This is a genomic window from Mesobacillus subterraneus, from assembly GCF_020524355.2.
GTDB classification, from domain to species: domain Bacteria; phylum Bacillota; class Bacilli; order Bacillales; family Cytobacillaceae; genus Mesobacillus; species Mesobacillus subterraneus_C.
On sequence record NZ_CP129019.1, the window covers coordinates 3,991,611 to 4,005,262 of the forward strand.

The 13,652-nt window shown below is 38.1% G+C and carries 12 protein-coding genes and 1 pseudogene; all 13 read right to left on the reverse strand.

Features of this window, described 5'->3' with window-relative positions; genetic code table 11:
* Window positions 1-398: 398 nt before the first annotated feature.
* The 13 genes and pseudogenes from LC048_RS20760 to LC048_RS20825 all read right to left on the reverse strand — a co-directional run bounded on the left by LC048_RS20760 (window position 399) and on the right by LC048_RS20825 (window position 13,623).
* Window positions 399-635 (reverse strand): DUF5348 domain-containing protein, encoded by a 237-nt coding sequence (locus LC048_RS20760; RefSeq protein ID WP_371931941.1) that lies wholly within the window; start codon window positions 633-635, stop codon window positions 399-401.
* A complete protein-coding gene (locus LC048_RS20765; protein WP_306048676.1) occupies window positions 632-1,432 on the reverse strand; it encodes an ExeA family protein in 801 nt (266 codons plus the stop codon). Before LC048_RS20765 ends, LC048_RS20760 begins: the two co-directional genes overlap by 4 nt.
* Window positions 1,425-2,784 (reverse strand): annotated as a pseudogene (locus tag LC048_RS20775) (DDE-type integrase/transposase/recombinase). Before LC048_RS20775 ends, LC048_RS20765 begins: the two are co-directional and overlap by 8 nt.
* A gap of 44 nt (window positions 2,785-2,828) precedes the next feature.
* Complete coding sequence (locus tag LC048_RS20780) at window positions 2,829-3,359, reverse strand: DUF6431 domain-containing protein (protein ID WP_226607951.1); 531 nt, start codon at window positions 3,357-3,359, stop codon at window positions 2,829-2,831.
* A gap of 665 nt (window positions 3,360-4,024) precedes the next feature.
* The gene (locus LC048_RS20785; RefSeq protein ID WP_306048682.1) at window positions 4,025-7,828 is read right to left on the reverse strand and encodes a carbohydrate-binding protein; all 3,804 of its coding nucleotides are present in this window, start codon (window positions 7,826-7,828) and stop codon (window positions 4,025-4,027) included.
* A gap of 103 nt (window positions 7,829-7,931) precedes the next feature.
* On the reverse strand, window positions 7,932-8,891 hold the full coding sequence (locus LC048_RS20790; RefSeq protein WP_226605592.1) for a LacI family DNA-binding transcriptional regulator: 960 nt from the start codon (window positions 8,889-8,891) through the stop codon (window positions 7,932-7,934).
* A 202-nt stretch (window positions 8,892-9,093) separates the two neighbouring features.
* Window positions 9,094-9,336, reverse strand: coding sequence for a glycoside hydrolase family 30 beta sandwich domain-containing protein (locus LC048_RS20795; protein WP_306048684.1), 243 nt, complete (start codon window positions 9,334-9,336; stop codon window positions 9,094-9,096).
* 103 nt (window positions 9,337-9,439) lie between these two features.
* Window positions 9,440-10,444 (reverse strand): glycoside hydrolase family 30 protein, encoded by a 1,005-nt coding sequence (locus LC048_RS20800; RefSeq protein ID WP_306048686.1) that lies wholly within the window; start codon window positions 10,442-10,444, stop codon window positions 9,440-9,442.
* A gap of 26 nt (window positions 10,445-10,470) precedes the next feature.
* On the reverse strand, window positions 10,471-11,811 hold the full coding sequence (locus LC048_RS20805; protein WP_306048687.1) for a glycoside hydrolase family 30 protein: 1,341 nt from the start codon (window positions 11,809-11,811) through the stop codon (window positions 10,471-10,473).
* A 46-nt stretch (window positions 11,812-11,857) separates the two neighbouring features.
* Complete coding sequence (locus LC048_RS20810) at window positions 11,858-12,178, reverse strand: ABC transporter permease subunit (protein WP_306048688.1); 321 nt, start codon at window positions 12,176-12,178, stop codon at window positions 11,858-11,860.
* Window positions 12,156-12,710, reverse strand: a complete 555-nt coding sequence (locus tag LC048_RS20815; RefSeq protein ID WP_306048690.1) for a carbohydrate ABC transporter permease — start codon at window positions 12,708-12,710, stop codon at window positions 12,156-12,158. Before LC048_RS20815 ends, LC048_RS20810 begins: the two co-directional genes overlap by 23 nt.
* A gap of 13 nt (window positions 12,711-12,723) precedes the next feature.
* A complete protein-coding gene (locus LC048_RS20820) occupies window positions 12,724-13,383 on the reverse strand; it encodes a carbohydrate ABC transporter permease (protein ID WP_371932079.1) in 660 nt (219 codons plus the stop codon).
* A gap of 6 nt (window positions 13,384-13,389) precedes the next feature.
* Window positions 13,390-13,623 (reverse strand): hypothetical protein, encoded by a 234-nt coding sequence (locus LC048_RS20825; protein WP_306048692.1) that lies wholly within the window; start codon window positions 13,621-13,623, stop codon window positions 13,390-13,392.
* Between the last annotated feature and the right edge of the window lie 29 nt (window positions 13,624-13,652).

Genomic DNA, 13,652 nt, shown 5'->3' on the forward strand with positions numbered 1-13,652 from the left:
ATGGGGACGGTGATGTGCGTCTCATTCGAAAGGCGGAAATACTCTCTCAACAAGTGTAAAACCATAATATAAAAAAAGCCTTATCAATATATACGATAAGGCTCTCTCAATTACATCAATTCAATCTTCGCGACAGCTTCACAATGTGTTGAGTGTATGTGGCAACACATGAGATAGCTGGTGAGTTTACACACCCGACTTTTTTTCGAAAAATTGAAAATCGAAATTGTGACAATGAATGAAGTTAGTCGGAAGTTGGGCAAAATGGTAACATTTATTCCTAATACTGTTAATGACGTTCTACAATGTCCAGAACTTGACGGCGCTAATTGTCCTAAAACTGACGGAATCACTGTCCATAATGAAGGGGAAGCAGCTCCGTTGCTTCCCCAATAATTTTACAAGTCAACTTGATACGTCTCATTTTTCTTAAGGTAGAACCTAACATCATTTCGACCCGTAAGGATGTACCAGTCTCTGCCCAGTTCCAGTCGACAGGAAAGAGTCTTCCCATTTCCCAGATGTAGATCAAACCATTCCCCACATCGCATCTTATAACCAGAATTTTCTCCCCAAAACACAACCCAACAATCCAACTCTTCATTGTAATTCATTTCTTTCCAGCGACTTTTCATGAAAGCTCACCCTGGATGACTTGCTTGATCATATGGTCGTCAATGATCCTTCGGCCATTTTGTGAGCCATAGAGTAGACTATGTGTGCAGAGTTTATTTATGAGCCTTGCGGCACCACCAGAAAACCGATGGATTTCGTCAAGAGCCCCATCAGAGAATATTGGTTGGTCAACTCCGGCATAACGAAGATGCCTAGAAACATATTCCTCAACCTGGGCACGATCGAGATGTCCTAACTGGAATTGGATATCGATTCTTTGGCGTATCGCTGCGTATGATTGGAGTCGAAGCCGATCCCACAATTCACTTTGACCGACGAGAATGAGTGCCATCGGGCTTTGCGAATCCATCTTGAAGTTCAGTAGGAAACGAACCTCTTCAAGCATTTCCCGGTCCAGAAGATGGGCTTCGTCCACTACCACTACAGGTTGTAGCCCTCGTATGCCTTTCATTAATTCAATCTCACGATGAAGCTGCCGTTTTGCATCTCCTCGATAAAACTTCGCTTCAGAACCTAACTGTTCCAAAAGACCTTTGTAAAAATGACGAGGCGTTAACTTAGAGTCGGACAGGTAAAGGATATGGAATTTCCCTTTATCCAATTTGTCCACAAACTTACGGATGGTTGTGGTCTTGCCAGTACCACTATCCCCACTCAGAACGGCAAAAAGCTGTCTTTCAGCTGTGTACTTCAGCCTTCCAAGAATTTCATGCATCATGGAGGAATCATACAATTGATCAGTCGGAAGATCTCTGGAGAAAGGGGTGTTATCCATTTCATAGAAGGCTTCAAACACGAGAATCATCCTCCTTCCAAACGGCACGGAAGGTCACGGCAGGTTTCTGTTCAGTTTGACGTTCCTGGTTCTTTCGTTCAGCTGCCTTTAATAGTCTTGAAGATTCTACACCCTGCACCTGCAGGTGCTCAGGTAATGCAGGACGCTTCCCAGCTCTTTCCCCAATGACAAGCTTCTTGGCTTTCCAAGGAGTATGATCATCGAACTCAATGGTAAGCTCCTCGATATTCGCAGGGTCATAAACTACCTCAACCTGTCGTCCAATGAATGCCAGGCTGACTTCATATTTTTGATCCATGAAACTGATGCATCCCGATTTATCGACTTTCCTCGTGTCACAATGGAGAAATGCATTACTCAACGTATCCGGATCGATGAACCGAATCGCTTTCTTATCTGAACGAACGAAATGCCGTTTCTGAGCTGATTTTCTCCCCGAGTGCCGAATGGGGCTTATTCTGATAACACTCTGTCAGCCACACTTGGAAAAGTTCATTCAGACGATCCAAAGTATTGGGTTTTTCGATGACAGCTTCACTGATGAAAGAATCTATGACTCTATTAAAGCGTTCAATTTTCCCTTTTGATTCAGCTGAGTATGGCTGTGTGTAAGTAAGGCGGGTGCCTATTTTTGAACAGGTACGCGACATCCACTTGGTTCGATACTGCTTTCCATTATCGAAATAGACAGCTTCTGGAACACCATACTTCTGGATGGCCTGACGGAAGGCATCCTCAATGATCCTTGAATCCAATGTAGGATAGAAAGCTGCATGAAGCACAAACCTGGTGGCGTCATCGATAAAGGCGACAAGATATACTTGTTTCTTCATTCCATTCGGACCAATCGGCAAGTAAGGCCCATACTTGATATCTGACTGCCATAGTTGGTTGCGGTGTCGCTTCTGAAATCTCCTGGCAGCTACTCCTGTCTGGGAATAGAGTCGCATATGCCTTGTACTGTAACCTTTTTCCGTGAGCTTTTCCTGGAGTGTTGACCTTTTGATCTGTCCTGGTTCAGCCAAATCTTCCCATTCGAGAATCTGTATGATTTGAGCTACGCTCCGGCTAGGCACTTCCTTACGCAGAAGGATTGCCTGTTCCACTAAATGAGGAGGGATAGCTACTGACTTTCTAGTACCTTTTCTTCCTTGCGGCTTCAGTCCTCCAAACCCATCTTCCTGAAATTGAGCAAGATATCGCCTAATGGTTCTTTCTGAAAGTCCGCTTACTTTCGCTATCTGGTCTCTTAACTCCTTTACTTTCCCAGCGTCAAGCCCCTCTGCCAATAATGGGGATATCAGCTGAAAACGCTGCACTGCCATTTCTTCTGATTTCTTATGGTCACTCATGATACATTCTCCTCTCTGTGTCTATCACGAGTGTAAATCAGGTTCTATTGGACAATGAATGCAGAACGGGTGTGTAACCATAAATTAATATTTACGATGGGCCGGACAATTCTTGTCAGCCAACCATTGGCATCTCCTGCCATGCGTCCTATCCTTTGAAGTGCGGTCCCTGAACATTTGGACGTAACATCCTGGGGGATCTTTCCCTGGTTGGTCCTGATCATGATGGAATTCAAACAGCCGATCCAATAATCCATAAATTGATGAAACCAGCCGTGCCATCTCGAAAGAGTGGAATCATCGGCAGCAACAATGTGGGTGGATGGGTTCGTAAGAACGTCTTCGATACATTCAGCCTCATAGCGTTTATAAGGAATCAATAAATCTGGAAGTTCATGATGGATGGTCTGACAATTGGTGCACTGCAATCTTCGGATGTTATATGTTTTACTCTGACCTGTATGATCCTTGGCTTTTCGATTCTTTGTACCTCTAACCAACATGTCTTTACCACAGCAAGGGGAAGGAATCCTCCCCGCACCCCTAACTAAAAACTCCAGTAAGAGTGTTTTCAATCAGCTGATAATCTGATACAATAACCATATACTTTTTTGTGGGACGTCTCCTGTATAACTGTTGGCGCAGTTATACATTATGGGGGACGTCTTTTCCTTTCTCCAGAATAAATGTCGAAATGTTTCGAATTATATACGGACATTATAATCGACTAATTCTGGACAGGCAATACCGTCAACTTTCGGAAATTTAAGGGTGTCAAAAACACTAATACCTCTTTAGTTTTTTCATCAAAGTCAAAATTGTTCTTTATCAAAAAATCTATTATAACTGTCTGGTTTTCTATGAGGTGAATATTTGCTCTCATGATTGAACTTAGAACGATGATTGTAGCAATCAGAAAAGTAAATTATTTTTAATAATGAAATTAGGGATAGATACCCTGTTTTATAGGAAGTTATACATTCGGATTACCTAAGCAGTTACTTTAATAAAAGTCTAAGCCTGAAGTGCTGACTTCCATCTCTATGACTTCAATAACCAGATAATTTTTGGATCACGCTTCCCATATAGCTGTTGACGCAGTTATACGGGAAACGTCTTTTTACTTAATTTTACAAATGCTTACATGTTCAGAATCATAAATAAACTAAAAGATAGACTCCCAGGATAGTCAATACCAATCCATAATAATACAGGGTCACTTTTAAGAGATATTTATATATTATTCTAATCTTTTTTTATACTGGGTGAAGAATATAAATCCTATCACGATCAGTAATACTCCCGCCAGTAATAGATTATAAACCTGTGTTGCTGTTTTGGGTAACTTATTCCCTGAACCCTGTTGTCCTTTCATTTCATCATCAATTTGATTAACTGAAGGCGCCTGATCTTTTTTTGTTTTATCCCCTGTCTCATCATCTTCTCCTGGTGTTTCTTCTCCTGGATCTTCCTCACCCGGCACCTCTTTTCCCGGTGTTTGTTCTTCAGGATCTTCTTCACCCGGTACCTCTTCTCCTGGTGTTTCTTCTCCTGGACCTTCTTCACCCGGTACCTCTTCTCCTGGTGTTTGTTCTTCAGGATCTTCTTCGCCCGGTACCTCTTCTGCTGGTGTTTCTTCTCCTGGTGTTTCTTCTCCTGGTGGTGATTGTTCATAAGAAATTATTTCAAAGCCATCAATTGCTGCCCAGCCAGTATTGTTTCCTGTTTTTGAGTAAACTCCGAATTCTAGCTGTCCATTTGTAACTTCGATTTGATCAATAGTAAACTTTGTCCACGCATCCCACGATGGAGAGTTCATTAATTGTTTCTTCTCTTCGCCTCCATAGTTTTTAACTTGTAATTCTAACTTTTCTATCCCTGCTCGCACACTTACTGACACTTTATATTTTCCATTTGGAACCTCTATCGTCCTATAGGTGTACTGTTCATTATTCTCTGCTAAGTTGTGAGTTAGCTTATAAGCACCATTCAGTGGGTAATCATTGTCAACTTTATGTGCACTTTCTTGATTTTCCGGATGCCAATCGTTCCAGTGAGCTAGATCTCCTGTTTCGAAGTCTAGATTTTCAAGAGTAATGGGTTTTCCTATAGATAAAGGAGATATTAAAATAGGCTCTGAAAGTTCCGATTCATTCCCAAATAAATCTATTGAACTTATTGAGAAAGAGTAATTCTTTCCACCTTGTAAATTTGATATAACTTTCATGGTCTCATTTATAGGACTTATTGATGTGACCATTTCCCCATCTTGATAAATACGATAAGCTTGAAAATCCAGATCAATAACATTATTCCATTTTAATAGAATACTTTCCTCCTGTGCTATTCCTTGTAGACCCGCTGGAATAGCAGGAGGGGTTACATCTGCTTTTTTGGGCTTAATCTGAACTGGTTGACTTGGCAGGGATTCACCATCGTCATTAATCGCTGTAATTTTGTAACTGTAAGTTGTGTCCACTTTTAATCCTGAATCAATAAACTTTGTTTCTTTAGTAATTGTTCTTTCAATATATGGAGAGTACTTGCCATTAACAATTGTTGCTTTATACAAAATATACCCTTTGGCGTTTTCTATTTCATCCCAGGTCAACTCTATTTGTTCAGATTGGTTAGCATTCACATTATTAGGTGCTGAAAGACCATTAGTTGCCTTAGATGGCACTTCTCTTGATACTCGATTTAAGCTAAACTGGTCAAAATTTGCCCAGTTTCCTCCCTTACCATCCGAAAATACTCCTACTGTTATTTCACCGGTAGAGACATGGATTTTTTCGATAGTATACTTAGTCCATGTTCCAATCCCTGTTGAACCAATTTGTTTTGTTATCATAGAACTTCCATGGTTTCTTGCTTGTAGTGTGAGTTCATTTTGATTTCCACTCGACCTGACCCAAACACTAAATTTGTACGTTCCATTAGGTACGTGTACAGTTTGATAGGTAGCTTGCTTATAATCCTCTGAACTCCAATGGTCTATTTTATGATTACCTTCTTGCGCTTCTCCACTGCTAACACTTTGCGAAAGCTCTTGTCCGTCAGGATGGCTTTCCGACCAAAACTCGAATGAGCCTGTTTCTAAACTAGGGTTTTTTATATAATTCAATGAATCTTGGAAAAAGTCAGTTGAAAAGCGAAACCAATTGAGGTTTACTGGTTCTTCAAATACAAGAAAGAGCTTTTGGTTTCCTGTTACCCCTGTTATATCTACCGGGACCGTGATAGTTTCCCATGTGTTTTCACTACCTGTAGGATTTATCGCCACCCTTCCTATTGAGTGTCCTTCGTGTGATCCTATTCTCAAGTCTATACCGGAAGCTTTCTCAGCAGCTACCCGCACTTGGAGCGAATGTATATCTTCTAAAAATTCAACCTGTTCAAACGCAATATAATCTCCTTTAGTGATTCCTGTTAAAGACTTTCCTCCTCCAACATCGTTTGTCACTTCACTAGGTATGTCCTTATTTGATTCATCATACAATTCAGCCTCTACCTTACTAAGAGCTGATATGACTTGACTTCCTGCTTGTTCACCCGACCATTTAAAAGTTGCAACTGAACCAGCATCTAATGTATAAAGGAATGACTTGTCGCCCCAACGAACCTTGATCTCTGTCTCTCTGTCACTTGTGTTCATGGCTAGCATTACTTTTGATCCATCAGGATTTATGAATGCCACATTCTCTATGTTACTTAGATCATTAATATCCGAAGATTGAATCCGATGTGCACCCGGCTCTACAAATTTACTAACATGGCCTAAAACATAGTACTCTACGTTTTTAGTAATCTCACCTGTTTCTGAATCAATTGTTACAACCCCTCTGCAATCCTCACAACCTGAGGATTCTGTTTTTTCTTCTTCGTCAGAAGGTGTAATGGGGCTATGATTTTCATTTAGTGCTAAATTCCAGAATAAAATACTTTTACTCCAGTTTCTTGTCGTCCCTATTATGATATTTTTCATATTCCACGCTAGGTTATCACCAAAATTGGTAGCCCATTCTCCACCAGAAATCTCCGTAAACCAAATCCCTTTTTCAGGATATTGATCATGTACAATAGATTGGGCTGTTGGATTTCCGGCATATGCATGGAAAGCAGATCCAGCAATATATTTTCTAGCTTCTTCATCGTTTAGTACCTCAACTGGATAGTCTGGTTTATCCCAGTTATGATCATAGGCAATAATTTTTGTATCAATTTTCTGTTCTTGAAATGTTGGTCCTAAGCTACTTTTAATAAAGTCAGCTTGTTCCGCCGCTGTCATTTTCATGCTTGGATAACCATATTGTGTGTCATTTCCCGTCGCGACATGCAGTGGTTCATTTTGTGGGGTAATTGCATAAACCGGGACCCCTTGTTTCTCAAAGGCTTTAATATATTTTGCAAGGTAACTGGCATAAGAATCGTAATAGATAGGGTCTAATGTTCCACCATTTAAAGAATTCCCTACTTTCATCCATGCCGGTGGACTCCACGGGCTTCCCATAACTTTCACTTTGTCTTTTTGTGCTAACACTTGCTGCAAAATAGAAATAACCTCTTGGTCCTTTGCAATAGTAAAATGGTTTAAATCTTCATCGGTTTCTCCTATCGGCATATCATTATACGTATATCGATCTAACGAAAAATCAGATGAACCAATTGTCATTCTCAAAAAACTCAAGTTAATGCCCTGGGGTGTAAATAAATCTTTTAGTAATGTTTCTCTTTTTTCAGGATCTAAATTTGATAAAATATGTGCTGAGGAGCCAGAGATTGCTGCACCAAACCCATCCATTTCTTGATATTTCTCTTCTTCATTTACATTAATTGTATTCATGTTAGACGGGGTTTTTTCATCTATTAGCAATGGGACATTTTCTTGTTTTGCTAATTTTTTCGATTCATCAGCTGTAGTAAGCCAGACTTCTACTTCATTCCCTACTGCTAAAATATCATTTTGATAAAATGGGGAACTCCCAAGTAAAACAAGTAACGACAATAAAAAGTAGGTGGTTTTTTTCACTATTATTTTTAACATACTCTGACTTCCCTCCAATAATGTAATATCCCGAAATGATAGCGCTAACATTATTGTGCTAAATGCAAGCCCCATATAGGGACTTACACTTTAATTAATATAGCTATTGTAATTTTGATGTTGAGTTACGTATCACAATTTTTGATTCGAACAATTTTTTAGTTTCCAGCTTGGTTGGATTTTCGATCCTTTTAAGTAACTCATCCGCTAAAGCTTGACCGATTTCATACACTGGCTGTTTCATTGTTGTTAAGTGTGGTTCTGCAACTTGATCAAATAAAACTCCATCAAAACCTGCAATAGATATTTCCTCGGGGATACTTTTCCCTAACTCTCTCGCTGCACGTAAAGCACCAAGTGCTATTACATCACTTAAACAAAATAAAGCAGTCACATCCGTATTTCCAAGAAGATCGAGGGCCTTTGTAAAACCATCACCTTCAGTATTATTTGCATAACGAACATAGTCTGGGTTAAACGGGATTTCGTACTTATTTAGAGCCTCTTGATAGCCTTTAAACCTTTTTTTAGGAAACGCACTATCTTCATCAATCACAATTATCCCAATCTTTTTATGTCCATTTTTGAGGATATATTCTGTCATATCATATCCTCCTTTGAGATCGTTTACATTTATACAATCGATACTTAGGTTCGTATCCCCAAATAAAATACAAGGAACATCCATTTTATCTAATAACGACTGGTCTTCTTCTTTTAACCCCATCGCAATAACCCCATCACACTTAAACTGGGAATCCCATTCTCTTCTCAATAAGAAGGCATAATAATTTTTACTTAATATATCACTAATACCTGCAATAAGTGTCATTAAGTATGGATCCGCGGTTTCAAGTTGGTTAGGAATTAGTAAATGAACTATTCTCGTTCTATTTGTTACAAGCGCTTTAGCTGCATAGTTCGGCTGGAACTTTAATTCATTCATTGCTGACAATACTTTGTTCTTCGTTTCAATTTTTACTGTATCTGGTGAATTTATTACTCTAGATACGGTCATAACAGAGACACCCGCTTTTGAAGCAACGTCTTTCATAGTAGCCATAGAATATACCTCTATTCTTTTTTTACGATTATAAGTATTACTCACATTATGTTATCGTTAACAATTACTAATATAGTATTATCCTATGCAGGTGTCAATATAGCCACTATTACGAATTATGATGAAAAAAATTTAAAAGTATAGAATCATAGTCTAAGTGCGTTTCTTATTAGATTTAAAGTAGAAAAAACTAAAAAGGAGCTTAACTATTCCATACGAATGTGGCAGCAGCGCCTTCTGGCAGTGAATATGAGAAAAAATTGCCTTGATCACTTACAATCAATTCTTCATTTGAATTTCCATGATTATAAGCAATCAGTACTTTAGATCCATCAGGGTTTTTCAAGACTACATTCTCAATTGAACCTTCTTGAGAGGATTCAATACGCTTGGCTTTCGGTTGGACAAACTTGCTTGCATGCCCAATTGTGTAAAAATCATCCATATAACTTACTTCACCTGTTTTTTGGTGAATCCGTATAAATCCTCTACAGTCAGGACATCCGCCATTTTGAGGACCATGATTTTCATCAAGCGCAATATTCCACTTAATTACTGTTTTTGACCAATTTCTTATTCCTCTTATAATAAGGTTTGCAACATCCCCTTTTAATATATCGGGGGAAGTCCGGTGTCCAACAGCCCCCAGATGCTTCCGTGAAGTATATGTCCTTATCTGAGTGGGCATTATGAACAAGATTTTGTGCTTCAATATCACCAGCATACCAGTGAAAAGCCGTCCCACTTATAAAGTTATTTGCAGCTTCATCGTTTAATACAGTTATAGGATAGTCTGGTTCATCCCAATTATGATCCCAAATAAGGATTTTGGTTTGAATTCCATTTCGCACGAATGCTGGCCCCATATAATTTTTAATTATTTCTATTTGTTCCTCTGGCTCCATTCTCATTCCAGGATACCCTTCTGGTTCAAAATGTGGTTCATTTTGTAAGGTAACTGCATGGATAGGAATACCAGCTTCTTCGTATGCCTGTATAAATTTAACAAAGTAATTTGAAAATGGGACAAAACAACCTTCTTTTAATCTTCCCTGAATGACGCTCTCCGTTGTTTTCATCCAAGCAGGTGGACTCCACGGGCTGCCCATTACCTTTATAAATGGATTAATTTCTAATGCTTTTTTTACCATGGGGATAATATAAGATTCATCATACTTTATTGAAAAATTCAACAACTCATAATCACTTTCACCTTTGGGCATGTCACAATAAGTATAGTTGTCTAAGGCAAAATCCGAAGCACCCATAGGTTGTCGTAAATAGCTTAAACCAATACCTTCTTTTGGATCGAAAAGCTGCTTCATTACTTTTTCTCTTGAGAGCTCATCTAATTTTTCAGATAAGAGCCAAGCTGAGGAATCTGTCAATGAACCTCCAAAACCATCAATTTCTTGAAATTCTTGTGTATCATTTATCATAACGGATCGCTCAATCGCATCATCTTGATTCATCAAGAAGAGCGAATCTTGCTCTTCTAATAAGCAGCTTTTATCTGGTTTAGTTAGCCATACTCGGACTGTGTTGGTGTTCAAAGAGAATCTCCTCCCTCGAGTACTATTTATTTTTCAAGGACATACGTAGCAATAGAATGCGGTGGCAACTGTGCAGAAAAATGTTCATTTTCATACCCAACCGTAAATGATTCTATTTGGTCTGTTTCATTCATAATCACGAGTGCAATGGAATCGTCCGTATTCATAAATGCAGTTGATTGTAGGTTCGCATTCGTCCTTTCTAAACCAATACGTTTAGCTCCAGGACGGATAAACTTACTAAAATGACCAATATAATAAAAAGAACTGTTATAATGAACTTCATTAGTTTTTGTATCAGCAATAATTGGTGCATCACATAAATTATTTACATGATTTGGGCTACCTTCTTCGTTCAGTACCATATTCCAATCAATATAGCCTTCTGTCCAATTATTCAAATCTCCTATCATATTGCGACCATAACGTTCACCAGTGAACCATTCACCTAACTGCACTCCACCTTCTTGACAGCCTTCTGTAAATAGTAAGTGTTTATCAGGATAGAGATCATGAACTTTCCCTACATTTTCAAACTCCTCACTTACATACCAGTGAAATCCTGTTCCCCACACATACTTTGATGCTTCTGGATCTTCAAAGACTGCCTTTGCTCGCTCAACAATTACATCTCGGTTGTGATCCCAAATAAGTATTTTTACATTTTCATATCCAGCTTGATGCATCTGTGGTCCTAAATAATTCTTGATAAAATCTCTTTCTTCTTCACCCGTGTAAATACAAGAATCCCATGTTTGTACTGCTTCTGGTTCATTTTGAACAGTAATACCCCAGATAGGAAATCCTTCCTTTTCGTATGCATCAATGAATTTTGTATAATACTTGGCCCATGTATCCCTATATTGATGAAGAAGCTTTCCACCATTATTCATCTCATTATTAGTTTTCATCCAAGCAGGTGGACTCCACGGGGAAGCTAATAATTTTATTTGACTCCCTTTTTCTATTACGGCATCTTTTAATAGCGGAAGAACCCACTTATGGTCACGACTTATATCAAATGTATTTAAATTTTCATCGTAATCATCTACATATGTGTAGTTCCCTAAAGCGAAATCACAACTATGAATATGAACTCTACCAATTGTATAACCAAGTCCTGTTTCTTGATTAAAATAGCTTTCAATCACTTCCTGTCTTTTATCTGGTGTTATTTGCGATAATGTATAAGCTGTAGCTTCAGTAAATGCTCCGCCAAACCCAATGATTTCTTGATATTTTTTTTCCGGATCAATGAAAATAGTATTCTTTTCTAAAGTACTACCTGGATGTAACTGTAAATCTTGTTTTTTTGCAAGTAAATCACTTGAATCCTTAGAAGTTAAATATACTTTGACGTTTTTCATTTCTAAACTCCTCTTTTGTTAAATTAACTACAAGTCTAGTATAGTCTTACCCTTTGACACTTCCTGCTGTGATGCCTTTCATAATATGTTTTTGGAAGATGAAGAATAATACAATTAGCGGTAAAGCTACGATAACACTTGCTGCAATCATTATTGGATACTTTTCTGCACTTTGGCCACCTGAAGTTAGTAATGCACCCAAACCTAACGCCAATGTATATTTTTCTGAGGAGTTTATAACAACGAGCGGCCATAGAAAGTTATTATAATTCCACATAAATGTAAATATACCTAATACAACTAGAATCGGCTTCGAAAGTGGTAAGGCTATTTTATTAAAAATTTTAAACCAGCCTGCACCATCCATAATGGCTGCTTCTTCTAACTCCCTCGGCAAACCCAAAAAAGTGTTGCCTCATCATAAAGATGTTATAAATAGAAATAAAAAAGGGTAAGATTAATGCCCCTAAGCTATCATAAAAACCGAGCTTGTTGACGATGATCATGTTAGGAACGAGCAGTACCGTTCCTGGTACCATCATTGCTGTTAAGATCACTTTAAAAATGACGTCTCTCCCCTTAAAGTGCATCCTTGCAAAGGCATATCCTGCCATTCCATTCAAATAAAGATTTAAAACTGTGTTTACAACAGCCACAAATAATGTGTTTTTAAAAAGCAAAGCAAAATCTAAGTACTCAAATGCTTGTTTATAATTTTCTAATGTAAAATAGTAGCTACCGTCCTCTTTTTTAGGAAATAATTCAAAAGAAGCAGAAAAGATATCTTTACTTTCTTTAAATGACGATGACAGAAGCCAAATAAAAGGAAACACCAAGACTAGAGCAAAGAGAATCAATCCAATGTATAGGAAGATTCGTTCGAGTTTCATTTTTTTCATGAATGTTCAGCTCCTAATCATCAAATCGTTGCGGTATAAATTTAAAGTTAATCCAGGTAATGATTAATATAATTACTAGCAAAATGTATGACATAGCAGAAGCAGTACCCATTTCAAAATACCGAAATGCATGATTATACAAACTAAGCATAAAGCTTTGTGTTGCACCGTCAGGTCCTCCACCAGTCATCAAATACATTTGATCGAAAACTTGGAATGCGGCAATTAAACCTGTAACTATCAAAAAAAATATAGTTGGTTGAATCATCGGCAATGTTACTTTCGTAAACTTCTGCCATGCATTGGCACCATCTATTGTTGCTGATTCATATAGTTCTTCAGGGATCCCCTTCATCGTGGACAATAAAATCAAGACATTGTACCCAAGGGCTGACCAAATAGCCATAACCGCTAGCGTTGGAAGTGCAGTAGTTTTACTTCCTAACCAACTGTGATCAACATTAAATAACTGGCTGACTAATCCAAATTTTGGATCTAACAAAAATATCCACATTGCCGCAACAGCAACCATCGCCGTTATATTAGGAATATAGTAAGCTGTTTTAAAGAAACCTTCTCCCTTTACATTCGCATTTAACATTGCTGCTAGTACGAGTGAAATAAATATTCCACCTGGTAAACTAAAAACAATATATTTTATCGTTATCCACAGTGATGGCTAAAAGTCAGGATAATTTACTGAGTCAAACAATAAGTTTTTATAATTATCTAACCCAACAAACTCTGCTGGTGATCTTAAGTTCCAAGATGTAAAGCTGATACCGAATGAAAGAAGCATAGGGGCCAGCTGAAATACCATAAAATAACCTAATAATGGTAAAATAAATACCCATCCCATTGTTGACTCTTTTCCATACCAATTCTTGAATTTTCTTAGTTTTTCGTTACTCATTGTTTAACACCTCTACAATATGTCAATAT